This is a genomic window from Candidatus Dechloromonas phosphoritropha (assembly GCA_016722705.1).
GTDB classification, from domain to species: Bacteria; Pseudomonadota; Gammaproteobacteria; order Burkholderiales; family Rhodocyclaceae; genus Azonexus; species Azonexus phosphoritrophus.
Map to the genome: position 1 here is coordinate 1,072,805 of JADKGN010000001.1, position 19,852 is coordinate 1,092,656.

General features: G+C 60.5%; 12 protein-coding genes, 1 tRNA gene and 3 pseudogenes. 4 read left to right on the forward strand and 12 right to left on the reverse strand.

The window, feature by feature from the left end; genetic code table 11:
• Positions 1-547: 547 nt before the first annotated feature.
• The 3 genes and pseudogenes from IPP03_05285 (at position 548) to IPP03_05295 (ending at position 4,892) form a co-directional block, all read left to right on the forward strand.
• Positions 548-2,080: a MarR family transcriptional regulator gene (locus IPP03_05285; GenBank protein MBL0352089.1), complete on the forward strand. Its 1,533-nt coding sequence runs from the start codon at positions 548-550 to the stop codon at positions 2,078-2,080.
• Positions 2,081-2,325: 245 nt separating this feature from the next.
• Positions 2,326-3,543, forward strand: coding sequence for an IS256 family transposase (locus IPP03_05290; protein ID MBL0352090.1), 1,218 nt, complete (start codon positions 2,326-2,328; stop codon positions 3,541-3,543).
• A 21-nt stretch (positions 3,544-3,564) separates the two neighbouring features.
• Positions 3,565-4,892: pseudogene (locus IPP03_05295) on the forward strand (IS110 family transposase).
• Between the two features lie 156 nt (positions 4,893-5,048).
• Here IPP03_05295 and IPP03_05300 read toward each other — a convergent pair.
• From IPP03_05300 to IPP03_05315, 4 genes are all read right to left on the reverse strand, one after another.
• A tRNA-Ser gene (locus IPP03_05300) sits at positions 5,049-5,139 on the reverse strand.
• A 36-nt stretch (positions 5,140-5,175) separates the two neighbouring features.
• The gene (locus IPP03_05305) at positions 5,176-5,433 is read right to left on the reverse strand and encodes a hypothetical protein (protein ID MBL0352091.1); all 258 of its coding nucleotides are present in this window, start codon (positions 5,431-5,433) and stop codon (positions 5,176-5,178) included.
• A 21-nt stretch (positions 5,434-5,454) separates the two neighbouring features.
• The gene (locus tag IPP03_05310) at positions 5,455-5,700 is read right to left on the reverse strand and encodes a DUF4212 domain-containing protein (GenBank protein MBL0352092.1); all 246 of its coding nucleotides are present in this window, start codon (positions 5,698-5,700) and stop codon (positions 5,455-5,457) included.
• Positions 5,697-7,742 (reverse strand): cation acetate symporter, encoded by a 2,046-nt coding sequence (locus tag IPP03_05315; GenBank protein MBL0352093.1) that lies wholly within the window; start codon positions 7,740-7,742, stop codon positions 5,697-5,699. The genes IPP03_05310 and IPP03_05315 overlap by 4 nt, the downstream gene beginning before the upstream one ends.
• Before the next feature lie 60 nt (positions 7,743-7,802).
• Here IPP03_05315 and IPP03_05320 point away from each other — a divergent pair, with 60 nt between their 5' ends.
• Positions 7,803-9,335 carry a MarR family transcriptional regulator gene (locus tag IPP03_05320; GenBank protein ID MBL0352094.1) on the forward strand — a complete coding sequence of 511 codons (1,533 nt, stop codon included), beginning with the start codon at positions 7,803-7,805 and terminating at the stop codon, positions 9,333-9,335.
• A 39-nt stretch (positions 9,336-9,374) separates the two neighbouring features.
• On the opposite strand, the gene IPP03_05325 is transcribed toward IPP03_05320, so the two are convergent.
• The 8 genes and pseudogenes from IPP03_05325 to IPP03_05360 all read right to left on the reverse strand — a co-directional run.
• A complete protein-coding gene (locus tag IPP03_05325; GenBank protein ID MBL0352095.1) occupies positions 9,375-10,049 on the reverse strand; it encodes a hypothetical protein in 675 nt (224 codons plus the stop codon).
• Positions 10,049-11,968: a CBS domain-containing protein gene (locus IPP03_05330; GenBank protein ID MBL0352096.1), complete on the reverse strand. Its 1,920-nt coding sequence runs from the start codon at positions 11,966-11,968 to the stop codon at positions 10,049-10,051. The genes IPP03_05325 and IPP03_05330 overlap by 1 nt, the downstream gene beginning before the upstream one ends.
• Positions 11,969-12,021: 53 nt before the next feature.
• Entirely contained in the window at positions 12,022-13,092 is a 1,071-nt protein-coding gene (locus IPP03_05335; GenBank protein MBL0352097.1) for a hypothetical protein, read from the reverse strand.
• A 1-nt stretch (position 13,093) separates the two neighbouring features.
• Positions 13,094-15,249 (reverse strand): annotated as a pseudogene (locus tag IPP03_05340) (DNA polymerase III subunit epsilon).
• A 52-nt stretch (positions 15,250-15,301) separates the two neighbouring features.
• Positions 15,302-15,670, reverse strand: a complete 369-nt coding sequence (locus IPP03_05345; GenBank protein ID MBL0352098.1) for a response regulator — start codon at positions 15,668-15,670, stop codon at positions 15,302-15,304.
• Between the two features lie 16 nt (positions 15,671-15,686).
• Positions 15,687-18,387, reverse strand: a pseudogene (locus IPP03_05350) (histidine kinase).
• Between the two features lie 3 nt (positions 18,388-18,390).
• A complete protein-coding gene (locus tag IPP03_05355; GenBank protein MBL0352099.1) occupies positions 18,391-18,585 on the reverse strand; it encodes a hypothetical protein in 195 nt (64 codons plus the stop codon).
• Positions 18,586-18,812: 227 nt separating this feature from the next.
• A partial coding sequence (locus IPP03_05360) for an AMP-binding protein (GenBank protein MBL0352100.1) occupies positions 18,813-19,852 on the reverse strand: 1,040 nt, incomplete at its 5' end.

Sequence of the window (19,852 nt, forward strand, 5' to 3'; positions counted from 1 at the left end):
TGCCCAAAAGTTGGGGTATTTGGCCGATCATGGCGGGTTGCCAGCAAAATTCGCAGCAAGCTGACTCGCATCACGGCTGGAATGGCACGACATTGACATCGCGCGGCGGGTTTATGAAACATCCGGGCAAGGAAATCTTCTCGGAAATCGTCAAAAACCTTCAGAAATTTATCCCTGATCGTGCTCGACCTCGGCCAAACCAGCGAAAGCCTCACCTGTCCTTTGCTTACAAACCCGCCGTATGACTATGGACTAAGTTGAGAGGATTGGGTCCTGGGCGACGTCATCGATATTGGTGAATTGACGTGGCGGTTCATAGCCGACGCGCCGATATCCCGTTTGAGAGAGTGAGCTAGACGACGTACCCGATGCGGCGCCACATTCCCCCTGAATGATGGAGCCCACCATGTCCCGACGTAACGCCAAAGTCAGTCTCAAGCCGTGCAAGTCCCGAGTGAACTTGACGATCACCCATCCGAATGCCGCGATTGAGTCCCTAAGCCGGACGATCCGGAACCAAACAGGTATTACGATAGAAGCCTGACGAATGACCGAGGAGGCGATCATGTTGGCGATGGCTCTGGCGGAACGATACGTGACGAACATGCATGGCGTGCTTTCGTGCTTTGACCGGATCATTATCACCGGCACGCTGCCTGGTGCGTGCTACGCGGCAGGAATGACGAGTTATTTGTACACGCACGGAATTCGGGTATTCGACTACCCGCGATTTGCCGAGCCGCTGCGAGATCGCATTCGTGAGCGTGCGCAGGAGGTGTGTCTGGCGGCGGGTATTGAAATCGAGCACGTCAGCAAAAGCCATATTCGCAAGGAAGAGTTGGTCGCGCGAGTGCTCGCCGGTCGCGGCGACGCACCGGGTTTGGTGCATGTGCTCTCGGCCATGGAAGCCTGTCCGAGCTACAAACCGTGGCATGACAAAGGCAGTGGCAAGACTTACCTGCGCCCCGATCAAGGCAAGTGCCTGCACTACTACTTCTATTTCATCGACGAGGAACTGGGGTTGTGCTACCTGCGTGTGCCGACGTGGGCACCGTTCGGGTTGCAGTTCTACTGTAATGGTCACAGCGCTCTGGCAAGAACTCTGACGCGAGAAAGGATCGACTTCCTCCAGCAGGACAACGCCTTCCTGCGTGTCGCCGACATCGCGCAGGCGCAGGCGCTGGCGGATGCGTTCAGTCCCGACGTACTTCACCCGCGACTGGATCGCTATGCGCAGTGGTTGTGCCCAGTGCTTGACGTCTTTGGATCCTCGTATCACTGGAGCTTGCGCCAAGTCGAATACTCCACCGACCTGATGTTTCGCAGTGAGCAGATATTGGTTCCACTGTATGACGCCATTTCGCGCCAAGCGGTCTTGGCCGCCAACGCAGAACGCGTCTCCAGCTTTCTGGGCAAGAAGGTCACGCCACAACTGGCCCAGGAGATCGGTTCCCGGTTGTCCACCCGTATCGAGGGGCGCTGCATCAAGCACACCATGGGCGCCGCTGGCGTCAAGGTGTATGACAAATTCTCCCGCGTACTGCGGGTCGAAACGACCGTCAATGACGTGAGTTTCTTCAAACACCACCGCAAGGTGGAACACAAGGACAGGCACGCCACCCGAGAATTGGCGCCCCTGAAGAAGACAATCTATAGCCTGATCGACCTGCGCGACATCCTGCTCGGCTGCAACCAACGTTACCTGGCGTTCCTCTCCAGCCTCGATGACCCCAGTGCCGGCGAGCGTGACTTGGAGCGATTGAGCATGCCACGGTTGGGGGCGGCTCCCGGTGTCAAAGGGGTGAACTTCTTTGATCCTGCCGAGAAAGCCTTGCTGCAAACCATGCAACGCGGCGAGTTCAACATTCACGGTTGGCGTCGTGCCGATCTTCTCAGCTATCTGAAGCTCACTCCGTCCGCCATGTCGCGCCAACTTGCCCGACTGCGTACGCTCGGCTTGATCAAGAAAGTCACTCATACCTATCGCTACTACCTCACTCGATTGGGACGTTCAGTCGTCGCTGCGGCCTGCTCATTGACCCGCTTCAACATAGTGCCAACCATGGCTTGCGCATCCTGAATTCTTCTCATGATTTGTGATGATTGAACTGGTTAGTGACTAAATATGGCCGCGCCGCTTTTTATGGATTTTTATGTTGCATAAAATATCAAGTTAACAACGAAAAGCTAGTGACAGAGCGGCTTCTAGCTAGGGTGTGTTGACGATTGAGTCCCTAAACTGCTGTAAATCGGGTGGCAGGTAGCCACCGCTTCGATTCGGTAAACTGACGTTGCGAGACGATCGATAACCGAAGGAGAGAAGCGATGACTGGGTATGAGGTTAGCGTAGGAACGGACTTGCTGCCAGGGCTTTTAAACGGGCAGGACGGGCTGGCGAAACTGGTGGAAGCGGTGCTCAATCAAGTACTGGAGGCGCAGGTGACGGAAACGCTGGGGGCGACGCGGCACGAGCGCACGGACGAACGGGCCGGCTATCGCAACGGCTACCGGCCACGCACCCTTTACACGCGGGTTGGGCCGGTGACGCTGCTGGTGCCGCAGACGCGGGACGGCAGCTTTTCGACGGACATCTTCAAGCGCTACCAGCGGAGCGAGCAGGCCTTCGTTCTGGCGCTCATGGAAATGGTCGTGCACGGTGTCTCGACGCGCAAGGTCTCGGCGATCACCGAAGAGCTGTGCGGCGCCAGCTTCTCCAAATCGACGGTGAGCGCACTGTGCGCCGGACTGGAACCGCGGGTCAGCGCGTTCAACGAACGGCGGCTGGACGGCGAGTATCCCTTCGTGCTGGTCGATGCCCTGTTCATCAAGAGTCGGCAAGAAGATCGTGTGGTTTCGCGTGCCGTGCTGACCGTCTCAGGCATCCGCTCCGATGGCTTCCGGGAGATTCTGGGCGTGCGGATCGGCGACACCGAGAGCTTCGCCACCTGGGACGAGACCTTCCGCTGGCTCAGAGGGCGCGGCCTCAAGGGCACGCAGTTCATCATCTCGGACGACCACGGCGGCCTGCGTGAAGCGGCAGCGCGGCACTTTCAGGGGGCCAGCTGGCAACGCTGTCAGGTGCATCTGATGCGCAACATTCTGGGCCAATGCAACACCCGCCACCGCGCCGAGGTGGCAGCTGCCGTCAAGCTCGTGCTGCAGGCGCCCGATTTGGTCGAGGCCAAGCGCCGCCTGGCGGAATTCACCGAGCGCTTCGCCAAGAGCGCCCCCAAAGCGGTGGCCTGCCTCGAAGCAGGATTCGAGGATGCCATGGCGGTAATGGTCTTGCCCGAGAAGTATCGCAAGCGGCTACGCACAACGAACATGCAGGAGCGGCTCAACGAGGAAATTCGCCGGCGGGAGCGCGTGATCCGCATCTTCCCCAACGACGAGTCAGCCTTGCGCCTGATCGGCGCTCTGCTGGCCGAACAGAACGAGGCTTGGCAGGAACGGAAGTACCTCGACATGGATGAATTCAAGGAGTGGGCGGCTTCCCGCGCCGCAGCTAGCGAGGGCAACAACGTTGTTGCCCTCGCTAGCTGAAAACCATTCGTCATTCATCGGATCGAAGAGTATTTACAGCAGATTTTGGACTTGACTAATGCCGCCGGTATCGATATCGGCAGCGCCTCTCATTTTGTGTCCGTACCGCCTGACCGGGACGATTCATCGGTGCGCGAATTTCCCAGCTTCACTGTCGATCTCAATGCCATCGCCGATTGGCTCAAAGCCTGCCGAGTCGACATCGTTGCCATGGAATCCACGGGGGTTTACTGGATTCCCTTGTTCGAGTTGCTGGAGTCACGCGGTTTCACCGTACTACTGGTCAACGCACGTCATGTCAAAAATGTCTCTGGACGCAAATCTGACGTGCTGGACTGCCAATGGCTTCAGCAGCTCATGACCTACGGTCTGCTCAGTGGTGCATTTCGTCCAGCCGAGCAAGTGTGCGTGCTGCGCGCCCTGTGGCGGCAGCGTGCCATGTTGCTCAGAGGTCAAGGGCGCGACACGTGCAGCACATGCAGAAGGCACTCACGCAAATGAACGTTCAGTTGGCCAACGTCATTTCAGACGTCGTAGGCGAGACAGGCCAGAAGATACTGCGCGCCATTGTGTCGGGCGAACGCGATGGACACGTGCTGGGGGCGATGAAGAACGCTCGCATCCGCGCCAGTATTGCTGAAATCGCAAAGAGCCTGGAAGGCAACTGGCGGGCCGAACACTTGTTCGCGCTCAAACAGGCGCTGGCCGCGTTTGACTTCGCGGGTGTCCAACTCACTGAGTGCGACAGCGAGATTGAGCTGCAACTGCAACGTTTGCAGGCCCACGAGGGAGAGCCCGTCAAAGGTAAGCAACGCGGCCGAGCTCGCAATGCGCCCAAGTTCGATTTACGCACGCAACTCTTCAAGATGTGCGGTGTCGATTTGACGCGCATTGATGGAATCGATGTCACTACGGCGCTGGCCGTCATCAGCGAGACAGGGGCGGATATGTCACGCTTTGCTACCGCCGCGCACTTCACGAGTTGGCTGGGTTTATGCCCGGGCACCAAGATTACCGGGGGCAAGGTGATGAGTGGCAAAACCAAGCGATGCGCCAATCATGCTGCCCAGGCCCTGCGCTTGGCTGCCAGCGCCCTGCGTACCAGCCAATCAGCATTGGGAGCCTACTTCCGGCGCATGTGCTCACGCATGGACAAGCCCAAGGCCGTCACCGCAGCAGCCCACAAGCTGGCGCGACTGATTTACACGATGCTCACCAAGGGCACCGAATACACTGATCAGGGACAGGACTACTACGAGGAACGCTATCGACAGCGTGTGATCCATCACCTCGCAAAACGTGCAGAAAAGCTCGGCCTGCAACTCACCCCTATTCCTCAGCCCATTTGAAATAGCTAAGACAATCATGAAGATATGCTATGTTTCTTGAGAGAGTCTTGGCGCAGGAAGAACTGAAACGCTGCGGTTCAAGCACTTTTTATTTGATGGGTGTTTTGATGGGTGTAATAAAAAAGCGCCATGAAAGGCGCTTTATTACTGGATGTCTGGCGGAGAGACCGGGATTCGAACCCGGGGTGGGATGTTATCCCACACACGCTTTCCAGGCGTGCGACTTAAACCACTCATCCACCTCTCCGGACGGCGAGCATTGTAGCAGAGGGGGCTCTGTTCCTCAAAGCCACTTTCGCAGCCACGCGAGCCCGATCCAGAGTATGAAGAGAAGCACCAGAGCCACAGCGCCGACGAGCACTTCCGGCACCCACGACGGTAGCAGGAAGGCGACAACCCTTCGCGGCGGACGTGTCAATAGGTCGAAAAACCTATAGATGGCGTTCTGCTGCCGCCGGCTTCCGGCAAGCAGATGGAGTATCCCCTGGCCAATCAGGCACAGTCCGAGCATCTCGACAACGGCGCGAAGAGCGCTAATCACGAAAGCCTGCACACCCGCCACCTATTCGTCATCAATGCCGCATTCTTCTTCCACCTTACGCATCCGCCGGTTGTAATACCATATCAGCGCCAGATAGATCACGAGGTTCCCCTGGGCCGCCATGTAGAAGCCGAGCGGAAATCCGAACAGGCTGAAGCCATTTAGGTCCGCCGCGAACCAGGTGAGGACGAAGGTGACAACCGACCAGATGAGGATCAGCCCGAAGGTTAGCCGCCGCGTCCTCAGCCAGTAATGATCGTCCGTCATGGATCACACTTTGCCGGCGATGCGCGTCGGATGGCATTCAGGAAACGCTCGACCTCCTTGTCCGGCGCCTTCGTGAACAGGCTCACCACGATGACGGTAGCAAACCCGGCGGCCACACCGAAGACGCCTGCCGCAGTTGAACTGATCTGGAACCATGGCTGCATGCGCAGGCTGCCGAGTCCCAGCCAGGCCAGGCTGCCGACTTCGACGCGAAAGATGTAATAGGCAGCCAGGGAGAAGCCGACGATCATGCCGGCCAGCGCGCCGGCTCGCGTCGCCCGGCGCCAGAAGATGCCGAGTACCAGTGCCGGGAAGAAAGCCGATCCGGCGATCGAGAAAGCCCAGGCAACCATGGACAGGATGGTGCCCGGCTTCTGCGCCGCCACCGTGGCCGCCAACACGGCAACGACGAGTAGCAGCGACTTGGAGATCACCAGGCGCAACTGGGTCGATGAAGCGGGACGGAAAACCCGGTAGTAGACATCGTGCGACAGGGCGCCGGTGATTGTCAGCAGTAGGCCGTCGGCCGTGGACAAGGCGGCAGCCAGGCCACCGGCGGCGACCAGCCCGGAAACCACATAGGGCATACCGGCGATCTCGGGGGTCGCCAGAACGACCACGTCGGGGCTGAGTACAAGTTCGGCCAGTTGCAGAATACCGTCGCCGTTGATGTCCTCATAGCTGACCAGTCCAACCCTGCTCCATGCGGAAACCCACCCCGGCAGTTTCTCGATGGGGAGGTCGACGAGGTGCGCGAGAACCTCGTATTTGACGAAAGCGGCATAGGCCGGCGCGGTCAAATAAAGAACGAGGATGAACAACAGTGACCAGAAGACGGATTCGCGCGCTTCGCGCACATTCGGCGTCGTGTAGTAGCGCATCAGCAGGTGCGGCAGCGCCGCCGTGCCAACCGTCAGACAGAAGACCAGCGCCAGAAAGTTGATGTGCTGCGACCACCCGCCCTCCGCACTGTCACCCGGGAACGCGGCGGCGTGATGGACGGGCGGGGCCGCGCGCTCGGCGGCGGCAAACATCGCCGCCTCCCACCGTAGCCGGGCCTGACCAGGGTCTTGTGGGAGATCGCGACGCTGCCTTTCCAGTGCCACGATATCCCTCACCCGCGCGTCAGTGGCCTTGATCTCGTTGATCCTTGACGACAACTGCTCCCGTTCGCGGGAAAGCGAATCCGGCAACTCCGCGATCTTGCGCGCGTATTCGTCGGCCCGCTCGCGATAGAGGCGGCGGGCGGCGACCTCGGCCGGGCTGTCAAAAATCTTGTCTTCCATCTGGCGCACCTGTTGCAGGACCTGGCCGTAGACCACCTGCGGAACCGGAATACCGGTCACCGACCATGACAGGATGGCGACCGGTGTCAAATAGGCGACGATCAGGATCACATATTGCGCGACTTGCGTCCACGTCACCGCGCGCATGCCACCAAGAAAGGAGCAGACGAGAATGCCGGCGAGGCCGACGAAAACGCCGACTTCGAATTGCAGGCTGACAAAGCGGCTGGTGATGACGCCGACCCCGTAGATCTGCGCAACGACATAGACGAACGAGGCAAGAATCGTGGCGCCGACAGCGACCAGCCGGATGGCGTTGCCGCCGTAGCGGGCGCTCAGGAAATCAGGGATCGTGAATTCGCCGAAACGCCGCAGGTACGGTGCCAGCAGCAGCGCGACCAGGACGAAGCCGCCGGTCCAACCAAGTACGAAAGCCAGCCCCTGGTAGCCCGAGAGATAGAGCGTCCCGGCCAGACCGATGAACGAAGCGGCACTCATCCAGTCGGCGCCGGTAGCCATGCCGTTGAAGAATGCTGGTACCCGGCGTCCGGCAACATAGAACTCCGAGACGTCGGTAGTTCGGCTCATGATGCCGATCACGGCATACATCGAGATCGTGAAGATCAGGAACGAGTAGCCGATCCAGCGCGGCGGCATACCGTGCTGCTCGAGCACGGCAAGCGCCCCCACGAACATCAGGAAGCCGCCCGTGTACAACAGATAGTAGCGCTGTAGCCTGGTCAGGGAGGCCAGCATCGCCCTACCCTAAGCCGGACGAGCCGGAACCAAACAGGTATTACGATAGAAGCCTGACGAATGACCGAGGAGGCGATCATGTTGGCGATGGCTCTGGCGGAACGATACGCGACGAACATGCATGGCGTGCTTTCGTGCTTTGACCGGATCATTATCACCGGCACGCTGCCTGGTGCGTGCTACGCGGCAGGAATGACGAGTTATTTGTACACGCACGGAATTCGGGTATTCGACTACCCGCGATTTGCCGAGCCGCTGCGAGATCGCATTCGTGAGCGTGCGCAGGAGGTGTGTCTGGCGGCGGGTATTGAAATCGCGCACGTCAGCAAAAGCCATATTCGCAAGGAAGAGTTGGTCGCGCGAGTGCTCGCCGGTCGCGGCGACGCACCGGGTTTGGTGCATGTGCTCTCGGCCATGGAAGCCTGTCCGAGCTACAAACCGTGGCATGACAAAGGCAGTGGCAAGACTTACCTGCGCCCCGATCAAGGCAAGTGCCTGCACGACTACTTCTATTTCATCGACGAGGAACTGGGGTTGTGCTACCTGCGTGTGCCGACGTGGGCACCGTTCGGGTTGCAGTTCTACTGTAATGGTCACAGCGCTCTGGCAAGAACTCTGACGCGAGAAAGGATCGACTTCCTCCAGCAGGACAACGCCTTCCTGCGTGTCGCCGACATCGCGCAGGCGCAGGCGCTGGCGGATGCGTTCAGTCCCGACGTACTTCACCCGCGACTGGATCGCTATGCGCAGTGGTTGTGCCCAGTGCTTGACGTCTTTGGATCCTCGTATCACTGGAGCCTGCGCCAAGTCGAATACTCCACCGACCTGATGTTTCGCAGTGAGCAGATATTGGTTCCACTGTATGACGCCATTTCGCGCCAAGCGGTCTTGGCCGCCAACGCAGAACGCGTCTCCAGCTTTCTGGGCAAGAAGGTCACACCACAACTGGCCCAGGAGATCGGTTCCCGGTTGTCCACCCGTATCGAGGGGCGCTGCATCAAGCACACCATGGGCGCCGCTGGCGTCAAGGTGTATGACAAATTCTCCCGCGTACTGCGGGTCGAAACGACCGTCAATGACGTGAGTTTCTTCAAACACCACCGCAAGGTGGAACACAAGGACAGGCACGCCACCCGAGAATTGGCGCCCCTGAAGAAGACAATCTATAGCCTGATCGACCTGCGCGACATCCTGCTCGGCTGCAACCAACGTTACCTGGCGTTCCTCTCCAGCCTCGATGACCCCAGTGCCGGCGAGCGTGACTTGGAGCGATTGAGCATGCCACGGTTGGGGGCGGCTCCCGGTGTCAAAGGGGTGAACTTCTTTGATCCTGCCGAGAAAGCCTTGCTGCAAACCATGCAACGCGGCGAGTTCAACATTCACGGTTGGCGTCGTGCCGATCTTCTCAGCTATCTGAAGCTCACTCCGTCCGCCATGTCGCGCCAACTTGCCCGACTGCGTACGCTCGGCTTGATCAAGAAAGTCACTCATACCTATCGCTACTACCTCACTCGATTGGGACGTTCAGTCGTCGCTGCGGCCTGCTCATTGACCCGCTTCAACATAGTGCCAACCATGGCTTGCGCATCCTGAATTCTTCTCATGATTTGTGATGATTGAACTGGTTAGTGACTAATGGTTTCGGCGCAGGAAGACCGTGGCTTGCGACTCCTCGATCAGCTTTTCTGCCGTGAGGATTTCCTTGCCGATGGCGCGAACCAGCACCATCTGGAACAGGCGCGCCAGCATCAACGCATTGGTCATCGTGTCGCGGCGCCCGCTGCCCTGGCCGTGGATGCCCAACCGCTCGAGCCAGTCGTCCAATGGCAGCAGCGTCACCGACTTGTCCGGGTACAGCGACGGCAGCATCCAGGCGAGATCGACCCAGTGCGGCTGAAAATTGACTCCCAGACGATTCTGCAACGCAGGTTTCACGAAGTTGCTGACGAACGGGCTGTGGAAGGTCACCAGCGGCACCTTTGCCGTGTAGGCGAGAAATGCCATCAACTGGCGGTCGACCGCATCAGCGTCGATGTCCCCCGCGACCAGGTCGAAGGTGAAGGCGTCCGCCGGAATGATCGCCCCCCCCTGCACGCCCACGGCCGAAATACCAAGCAACGCTCCACCCGGCGCCGGCCCCGATGTCGCAATGTCGACCACGACGTAGCGCACATGGTAATGCCACTCATCGAGTTCGGGCGACGGGCTGGCACGCCAGGCCTCGAGCTCCTTGCGTACGTCGGCGGGCAGTTTCTCCGGTGACCTGGTTCCGCCCTTGCCCAGGAGCTTGCTTAGTTTGAAAGCCATCAGCGCACCTGGTAGTCGAGCTTGAGACGGTTCTGGATCTTGCGCGCCTGACGGAAGGACTCCTTGAGAACCCGGCGATCGTGTTCGTTCAGTTCGTTGGGATCGATCAGGTTGTTCCCCTGAACGCCGGGCTTGTCGTCGAGGAACTGGTGACGCAAGCGCAGCATCTGGATGAAATCGAGCCCTTCGAGCACCGCATCGACCTCTTCGTCGCGTATCGCCAGTCGCTTTGAAGCGATGCGCAGACGCTGGACCGAGTTCGTGTTATGGACGCCGGTGGCCAGCGCATGGATTCGGGCGACATCGACGAAAATGCGCGAACCGTATTTCTTGAGATCGATCTTGCCCGGATGTCCGGGCTCGAGATCGGTGATGAAGTCGCGAATCGTCCCCAGCGGCGGCGCCACGCCAAGGGCATTTCGTGCCATGGCCTGCAGGAACAGCGAATTTCCACCGGCCGCGGTCAGCAGATAGCGGCGCATCTGTTCCGCAAGGTCGGCAGCGCCGAACAGCGCGCGGAAGTCGAAGAAGATCGAGGCATTGAGCAGGGCCACGGGCTCCGGAGAGCTCACCCACTTGCCGAACTGGTTCTTCCACTCATCGAGGGTCAGGCACCACTGCGGATTGCTGGCCATGATGTTGCCCTTGCACAGTGGAAAGCCGCAGCGGTCGAGATCCTTGTTGACGTCCAGCGCGAATGCCACGAGGCGCTTGCGCAGATCCTTGACTTCGGCAGCATCGGGACAGATGAAGACGATCCCGTTGTCCTGGTCAGTGCTGAACGTCTGCTCGTCGCGTCCTTCCGAGCCGAATGCCAGCCAGGCCCATTCGACGCCATCGAAATGGTGGTTGTGGAGATTGAGTTCAAGGACACGGCGCGTCAGCGCGTCGTTGAGTACCGAGATGAACTGGGTCAACTGCTCGGCGCCGATGCCCTGCGCCAGCATGTTGAAGGACAACTGGCGGACATCCGCCGCCGACCGCTGCAGCGACTCGACATCCGCCGCCGACTCGATGGCCTGGCGAATCTGACGTAGACCGACGCGATGCAGGGCGAACAGGTCGCGCTCGGAAACGACTCCGGTCAGCTTGCCTTCGGCATCGGTCACCAGCACGTGGCGAATGCCGTGGGTGGCCATCGCGAGCATCGCGTCGTAGGCGGTTGCGTTCTCCTCCAGCATGAAGGGATGAGGCGACATCGCCTCGCTGATCGGCGCCGAATCCGGCAAAGCAACCAGAAAGACACGATCGAGGAGATCGGAGCGGGTGAAGATTCCAACCGGCCTGCGGTCGGCGCCGGCGATGATCAGCGAACCAACCCCCGCCTTCGACATGCCCTCCAGCGCGCTCCGCAAAGGCGTTTCCGGCACCACCGAGATGGGCGAGCGTGAGCCGATCTTGGTCAGCGGCGAATTGAGCGTCTGTTGTTCGCTGGCACGCTGAGCGAACTGCTGCTGCAGCTGCAGCCGCGACTGCTGCAGCAGGCTGGCAATGTGTTGCGTGCAGAAAAGGGTGAATTCCGGGCTGATCGCCATCAGCTCCAACAGGTCCCGGGTCGGCAACTGGTAGCAGAAGGTATCCTCGACCGCCGTGTAGGTATTCGTCGTCGGCCGCCCCGAAGTCGCTGCACCGATCGAAAAACTCTCGCCCAGCCCCAGGTTAAGGACCGAATACTCGGTAACCGTCACCTCGCCGGCCTGGCGCGCCTGTACCTTGCCACTCTCGATCACGTAGAAGAAGCGGACATTGCCAGAATCCGGGCCGACAATCTCGCTGTCGGCCGCGTGAAAGACCAGTTGCGCCTTTTCCGCGAACAGTTGCAGGGCATCGCTCTTCATCTTGTCAAAGGGCGCGTAATGCTTGAGGAATTTCTGGGTGCTCCCCGCGACGCGGCGGCTTCCCTGCTGCCGTAGATCCATTTCTGCCTGGCCAATGGCCTTTTCCTTTTGACTCACGACAACCTCATTTCCATTCAAAGATCATAGTTTAACTTGAGACGCTGCTGAAGTCGCCTCGCCTGCCGCAACGACGCCTTCAAAATCGCAATGTCCATCTCGTTCAGACTATTCAGCGGAACGCCGTTCCCGGCTTCGGCCGCTGCCGGTCCGGCGGCGATCTGCCGAGTCAGGCGCAGCCGCAAAATATGCGAAAAAGCGGCGTCGACCGCAGCAATCTCGCTGCCAGTCATCCCGACCGCGGGGCCGGACTCGGCCAAGCGCTTGCTGGTGTTGACCGACCGGACACCACTCGACAGCGCGAAGATCCGGGCGACGTCAACAAAGATGCGGCTGCCGAACTTCTTGAGGTCCACCTCGTTGCCGCCTCCCCCCTCGCCGGCTACGACATCACCGCGAAAATTCAGCGGCACATCGACCACCAAGGCATTGACCGCCATCAGATGGAGGAATGCCGGAGTGTCGGCAGTCAGGGCGAGCAGCAGGCTGCGCAGTTTCTCGCCGAGATCAAGGTCACCGTACAGCGGGTAAAGGTCAAAGAAAATACTGGCGTTGAGCAGTGCCTCCGGCTCAGGGCAGCGCACCCAATCGAAAAAGCGCTGCCGCCATTCATCGAGCGACAGGCACCACGCCGGATTGCCGGCCATGATCCCGCCCCTGCACAGCGGGAAGCCGCAGTCGGCGAGGCGCCGATTGACGTCTTGGGCAAAGGGCAGAAAGACTTCGCGCAAGGCCACTGCCTCATACTGGTCGCTGGCGCTGAACACCAAGCCGTTGTCCTGATCGCTGACCAGAGTCTGTTCGTGCCGCCCTTCCGAACCGAGCGCCAGCCAGCACCACGAACCCTTTGGCATACGGTGGCGACGCGCCGTGAGTTCGATGACGCGGACCGTCAGGCGATCATTGAACGCTGCGATCAGGTGTGCCAGCAGGCCCCCGCTCAGATCCCGCGCAGCAAAGTCCCGCAGGAACTCCAGAACCAGGACAGCGATCTGCGGCGCCTCCTCGAGTGAAGCGAATGTATCCAGATCGCTTTCGAGCGCCAGACGCCGACGGCAGGGAAGGATGTCTTCCAGGGACCAGGGCATGTCAGTACTTGACCCTGGCGAAGTAAGTTTTCTCGGAAGCTTCCAGCGCCTGGCGCACCGTTACGATGCCAATCGATTCCAGCAGCGGAACCAATTTCAGGAACACCTCGGCTGTCGCGAGTGCATCCTTCAGGGCGTTGTGACGGCTTTCGATCTCGATGCCCAGACGACCCAGGATGTCGTCCAGCCTGTGCGACTCCTGATTGGGATGAACCACCGCCGACAGCAGCAAGGTATCGAGGACCGGTTGCGTGAAGCGAACGCCGGTTTGCTTCTCCTTCAGTTGCAGGAAGCGCATGTCGAAAGCGGCATTGTGAGCGATCAGCACGGTGTCGGCGCAAAACTCGTGAAACGCCGGCAGAACCAGGTCGATGTTCGGCTTGCCGCGCACCATGTCCTCGGTAATACCGTGAATCGGGATCGATTCAGGTTTGAGGGGCCGTCCCGGATCGACCAGTTGATCGAAGACCTCCTGGCGCAGCAGGCGATTGTTCTGATGCGCGCCGCGCCGATCTGGATAATCTCGTCGCCGGCCGACGGTTGCAGCCCGGTCGTTTCCGTGTCGAAGACGGTATAGGTCAGTTCGCTCAGCTTGCGCTCGAGATCGACGGACTTGTCTTCATAGTTGAAGAGATCGAAATCGTAGTATTCCGGCCGCCCCGCGCCGCGCTTGTTGTCCTCCTGCTGCTCTTCGATTTCCGGTGTCGCCACCGGCAGCACGAAGCGAAAATAGGCGCGGTGGGCGGCCTTTTCACGCTGATACCAGATTTCGCCACCATGGCGGTCAATGACGTCGCGCACGGTGAGCGGTGACGTTTCAACGCCGACACGCATCGACTCCATTTCCCACGTGTAGAAGGTTTCCGAAGACATCGCCGGCCCGGCCCAGATCAGGTCGAGATAGGCAAGCTTACCCTCGGCAGCCAACCGGAAGCGCAGTTCCCGTGGTTTATAGTGATCCTGCAGCCTAGAAGCCAGGAAGAGCAGCGCGAAAACCAGCGAAAAACTTTCGGCCTTGACCCACAGCGCATTGTCCAGCCCTTCGGTCTTGGTCGGCAGTTGCAGTTTCTCCTCGATCCTGCGCTGGGCGGCAAGGATGAGATCGATGCCGAGAATGTCTTCCAGCGGCCACCGCATCTTCATCGAGTCCGAAAAATCGACCATCGTGCGGTCGAGGCGCTGGCTCATGCCCGCGACCTCGTCGCCGACGACGCCGAGAAAGCGCTCACGCATTTCCGGCTCCATGTCCGGGTAATCGATCAGGTTCGTCACCGCCGCACGGATGCTGCCGAGCGACGCCCGGCTGCCTTCGGTCAACGCGTGCAACACCTGGTTGCGGCGCGTCTCCTCCTCGATGTTGCGTGTAATGTTCTCGATCGTCAGCACGAAGCCGGACATCCTGTCGCCACGCTCGCTGCCGCTGAACACAGGTACCATCTGGACACGCAGCAACTGGCCGCCGCGCAGCGTCGTGATGAAGTTCGACAACGCGGTCTTGCCGGCCGCCAGCCGCTGGCGGACGACGCCCTCGGCATGCTGCACCTGATTCTTCTCCAGAATCGAGAAAATCGAGCGCCCGAGGCCGATCAGGGCACCCCCGGACACCGACGTCGGCCCCTGCGCCAGCGCCTTGAACTGGAGACGGGCGCGATTGTTGTAGAGCAGAATACGTCCGTCGAGGTTGCAGACGACCACGGCCTGCGCCAGTTCCGACATCAGCGCGGCGAGCCGGTTCTTCTCTTCCTCGACCGACGCCTTGGCCGCGGCGATCTGCTCGCTGACGTCGTCGAGCAGGACGTCGCGCTGCTGCGCCAGATCGTTGGCGGCGCGCGCCAGATGCTGGACCTCCGGCGGACCTTCCGGCGTTACCCGAAAATTGCGGTTGGCTCCGAGCATCAGGCGCAGCTTTTCGGACATGCTCATCAGCCCGTCGACATACTGCTTGAACAGCGTGTTCAGCACGACCACGCCGACTGCAAAGCCTAACGCCGTCATCACAATGCCGGTCGGCAGGTAAGAAAGCAGCAAGTGAATCAATTCCGCGTGCTCGCTCGCACTCATGTCCAGCCAGACGAGCAGAAAGGTGACCATGAATGGCCCGGTCATCAGCAGACCTAGCACAATGACTGCCAGCAGGAATCGATATTTTGCCTTCATGGCGTCCATCCGGATCGAATTTCAGGCTGTAACGGCGGTCGACCGCGACAGGTCAGACAGCGAGTATTTCCTTGACCTTGTTGACCAGATCCTTGGTCGAGAACGGCTTGGTGACATAGGCGTCGGCGCCGATCGCCAAACCCTTGGCCATCTCGGTATCGCGCCCCTTGGCGGTCAGCATGATGATCTTCAGACCTGCGCGTCCGGGATCGGCGCGCAGGGCTTCGCAGACCTCAAAGCCTGACTTCTTCGGCATCATCACGTCAAGCAGCAGCAGATCCGGGTTGGTGCTGGCGACCATGGCCAGCGCCTCGTCGCCATCATTGGCTACTGCCACCTCGAAACCTTCCTTCTTCATCAGGAACTCGAGCGAAATGACGATATTGGGCTCGTCGTCGACAATGAGAATCTTCTTGACCATGCCTTGCGCCTCCCTCTTATTTTTCCGGCACTGGCAAGGGCACCGTGAAGATGAATTTTGCACCGGCGCCGGGCCGGCTTTCAACCCAGAGATTACCACCAAAGTACTCGACAATCTGCCGGCTGATCGGCAACCCGAGCCCCGTACCCTGCGGCTTGTCGGTCATCGTGTTTCCACCCTGACGAAATTTCTCGAAGATGACGGACACTTCTTCGGCAGTCATCCCCGGCCCGTTGTCGGCAACCTCGACGCGCGCCGCGCGGGCGTCGGCGGTCACCAGCACGGTGACAGTTCCGGTATCGCCAGGAACGAACTTGACGGCATTGGCCAGCAGATTGACCATGACCTGGGTCAGGCGGTCACGGTCGGCAATGACCACCGGTCCGTGCGGCGGAATCTCGCTGTCCAGCGTGACCGCCTTGTCGCGGAACAACTGGCTCAGCGACGCCATCGCTTCGCGGACTACTTCGCCGATGTCGACCTCACCGGTCGCCCATTCGGCGCGACCCGATTCGAGCTTGGCCAGATCGAGAATCTGGTTGATCAGCCGGGTCAGCCGTTCGGCCTCGTGGACGATGATGCCGAGAAAGCGGGTTCGGTCGGCAAGGTCGATTTGCGGGTCTTCGTGCAGCATCTCGGAAAAGGCCCGGATCGAGGTCAGCGGTGTACGCAACTCATGGGTCACCGTCGAAATGAAATCGTCCTTCATGCGATCGAGCTCGCGCAGGCGCTCGTTGGCTTCGCGCAGTTCGCCAGTCGCCGTCTCGAGTTCACGCGACTTGGCTTCCAACTCGCGGCTGTAGGCCCTGACCTGCGATGCCTCGTCGAGAATGTCGAGCACCTCGTCAAGGCCGAGCGCCTCTTCGCGCACCACCGAAGCGACCATGGCATGGGCGCTGGCTGAACCGATCGTACCCGACAACTGCGCCTCGGCAAATCGCACGAACTCGGCATCAGCCGGCAGCTTCCGCCAGTCATCGGCGCCATGCACGGCCGCAAATTCGGCAAGTTGCTGCCGTGTACGCGTCGCGCCAATAAAACGCTCGACCAGATCGACCAGTTCCTCGGCCGAGGCGGTGCCGCGCCACAAGCGCGTGGCACTCGCGCTGCCACGATAATGGAAGACATCGACAAAGCGCTCCGCCTGCTCGGCTTCGATGGCGCTGGGCCGTGTAGCAAACGAAACCGTCACGAACAGGCCAATATTGACGAGCAGGCTCCACCAGAGGCTATGCGTGATTTCGTCGAATCTGGAAAGTCCGAAAACGCATGCGCCTTGAGCGCGCCAATGCCCCACGGGCCGTGTTCGACAAAGCCTGCGTCGATCCAGCCCGACTTGGCGAAGGACGGCAGCAACAGCGTATATAGCCAGACGGCGAAGCCGCCGGCCAGGCCGGCGACAGCGCCGGCACGCGTCGCCTGCTTCCAGTACATGCCACCGAACATGGCGGGCGCGAACTGCGCGACCGCGGCAAAGGAAATCAGCCCGATGCCGACCAGCGCGTAGGCTTCGCCGGCGGCACGGAAATAGATGTAGCCGAGCAGCAGGATGACGACGATGGCAGCGCGCCGGATGCCGAGCAACAGGCCCGTCAGATCGCGCCGTTCGCTGATGCCCAGCCATCGCGAGCGCAGCAGCCAGGGCATGACAAGATCGTTGCAGACCATGGTCGACAGGGCGATGGTCTCGACGATCACCATGCCGGTCGCCGCCGAGAGGCCGCCGATGAAGACCAGCAATGCCAGCGCCCTGGCACCGTGCGCGAGCGGCAGAGTGAGAACGAAGGTATCGGGGTTGCCCTCCCTTGAAAATAAAGCAATCCACCCAGCGCCAGCGGCAGTACGAAGATATTGATCAGCACCAGGTAGAGAGGAAACAGCCAGACCGCCCGTCGCAGATGTGACTCGTCGACATTCTCGACGACGATGATCTGGAACTGGCGCGGCAGAAGAATAATGGCCAGGCCGGACAGCAGAGTCAGCGCAGCCCATGTTCCGGCTCGGCTCGCATCCAGATGCAGCAGGCGGGCCAGTTCGGGGGCGGCGGCGGCCCGCTCGAACAGGTCGGCGAAGCCGCCAAACATGCCATAGGTCACGAACAGGCCAACCGCCAGAAAAGCAAGCAGCTTGATAACCGATTCAAAGGCGATCGCCGCCACCATCCCCTCGTGACGCTCGGTCGCGTCGAGATGGCGCGTGCCAAACAGGATCGTGAACATCGCCAGCAGTGTGGCGATCACGAAAGTGAGGTCGATCATCGACGGCATGTAACTGCTCTCCTGGCCGATGAGGATTTCGAGGCTCGCGGCCACGGCCTTGAGTTGCAAGGCGATGTAAGGAAGGGTACCGATCACCGCAATCACCGTGACCAGCCCGGCCAGCAGCTGGCTCTTGCCGTAACGCGTGGCGATGAAATCGGCGATCGAGTTGACGCGCTCCGCCTTGCTGATACGGATCATCTTGATGATGACGCCGACGAACAGCAACATCAGCGTCGGACCGAGGTAGATGGTCAGGAACGACAGCCCGCCCGAGGTGGCGCGCCCGACGCTGCCGTAGAACGTCCATGAAGTGCAATAGACCGCCAGCGACAACGCATAGACATTCGCCGAAATGATCGACCTGCCGGCATCGGCCCGGGCATCGCCAAAGCGGGCGACGGCGAACAGCACGCCGAGATAGCCCGCCGCGAGCAGCAGTATCAGGCTGGTCGGCAACCCCTATTTACCCCGCTTTTCGACGATTAGCGCGGCCAGCCCGACAATTGTGGCCCAGACACCGAACAAATAGAGGGCCGGCGCCGGAATCGCCCCCCAGTATCCGCCCGGCAATCCGAGCATGGGAAAATTCAGCAGCAGCACGCCCAGGAGACCGAGTGCCACCAGGCGCTGCCGTACAGGATCCGCACGCTTCATGAAACGCTCCCGGAAAATAAAACGGCCGGCACGCTAAACGTGCCGGCCGTCGATGGCATGCGGTCCCGAACGAACACACGGAGGGTCACCCGATAGGCAACCATTGTCTCCTCCTTGCCATTGTGCGCCGAAGGCAAGCCTGCCGTCTCCCTGCAGCAACCCGGAATCAGCCTTTGCCCTGTTCCAGGATCGCCGGGTTTTGGCATCGCCAAGACCCGGCCAACCCCTTAACCCTTCAACTGCTCCAAAATCGCCGGATTTTCCAGCGTGGACGTATCTTGCGCCGCAGTATCGCCCCGGGCCAGGCCACGCAGCAGACGGCGCATGATCTTGCCCGAACGGGTCTTCGGCAGGTTGTCACCGAAGCGGATGTCCTTCGGCTTGGCGATCGGACCGATCTCCTTGCCCACCCAGTTCTGCAACTCCTTGACGATCCGCTTGGCATCGTCGCCGGTCGGGCGCTTGCCCTTCAGAACCACGAAGGCGACAATGGCTTCACCGGTCAGGTCATCCGGGCGGCCAACGACTGCTGCTTCGGCGACCATCGGGTTGGAGACCAGAGCCGACTCAATTTCCATCGTGCCCATACGGTGCCCGGAAATATTCAGCACATCGTCGATGCGGCCGGTGATGGTGAAGTAACCGGTATCTTTGTCGCGAATGGCGCCGTCGCCCGCCAGGTAGTACTTGCCCTGGAAGTCGGCCGGGTAGTAGCTCTTCTGATAGCGATCCGGGTCGCCCCAGATGGTGCGGATCATCGCCGGCCATGGCCTCTTGACGACAAGGATGCCGCCTTGACCCAGGGGCACGTCGGCGCCGGTCTCATCGACCACGGCCGCCATGATGCCCGGGAACGGCAGCGTGCAGGAGCCCGGCACCAGCGGGGTAGCGCCCGGCAGCGGCGTGATCATGTGACCGCCAGTCTCGGTCTGCCAGAAAGTATCGACGACCGGGCAGCGGCCGCCGCCGACATTGTCGTAATACCACTGCCAGGCAGCCGGGTTGATCGGCTCGCCGACGGTACCGAGAATACGCAACGAAGAGAGGTCGTAGCTCTTGGGATGCACTGCGGCATTGGCGTCGCAAGCCTTGATCAGCGAACGGATTGCCGTCGGCGCGGTGTAGAAGACGCTGACCTTGCGGTCCTGGATGACCTTCCAGAACCGGCCGGCATCCGGGTAGGTCGGCACGCCCTCAAAGACGATTTCGGTGGCGCCACAGGCGAGCGGGCCGTAAGTGATGTAGGTATGACCCGTCACCCAGCCGA

What these genes read in the sequence shown, in the direction of transcription:
- IPP03_05285 (MBL0352089.1), top strand. Translation starts at nt 548, where the DNA reads ATGACCGAGGAGGCGATCATGTTGGCGATGGCTCTGGCGGAACGATAC.
- IPP03_05290 (MBL0352090.1), top strand. Translation starts at nt 2,326, where the DNA reads ATGACTGGGTATGAGGTTAGCGTAGGAACGGACTTGCTGCCAGGGCTT.
- IPP03_05310 (MBL0352092.1), bottom strand. Translation starts at nt 5,700, where the DNA reads ATGACGGACGATCATTACTGGCTGAGGACGCGGCGGCTAACCTTCGGG.
- IPP03_05315 (MBL0352093.1), bottom strand. Translation starts at nt 7,742, where the DNA reads ATGCTGGCCTCCCTGACCAGGCTACAGCGCTACTATCTGTTGTACACG.
- IPP03_05320 (MBL0352094.1), top strand. Translation starts at nt 7,803, where the DNA reads ATGACCGAGGAGGCGATCATGTTGGCGATGGCTCTGGCGGAACGATAC.
- IPP03_05325 (MBL0352095.1), bottom strand. Translation starts at nt 10,049, where the DNA reads ATGGCTTTCAAACTAAGCAAGCTCCTGGGCAAGGGCGGAACCAGGTCA.
- IPP03_05330 (MBL0352096.1), bottom strand. Translation starts at nt 11,968, where the DNA reads ATGGATCTACGGCAGCAGGGAAGCCGCCGCGTCGCGGGGAGCACCCAG.
- IPP03_05335 (MBL0352097.1), bottom strand. Translation starts at nt 13,092, where the DNA reads ATGCCCTGGTCCCTGGAAGACATCCTTCCCTGCCGTCGGCGTCTGGCG.
- IPP03_05345 (MBL0352098.1), bottom strand. Translation starts at nt 15,670, where the DNA reads ATGGTCAAGAAGATTCTCATTGTCGACGACGAGCCCAATATCGTCATT.
- IPP03_05355 (MBL0352099.1), bottom strand. Translation starts at nt 18,585, where the DNA reads ATGAAGCGTGCGGATCCTGTACGGCAGCGCCTGGTGGCACTCGGTCTC.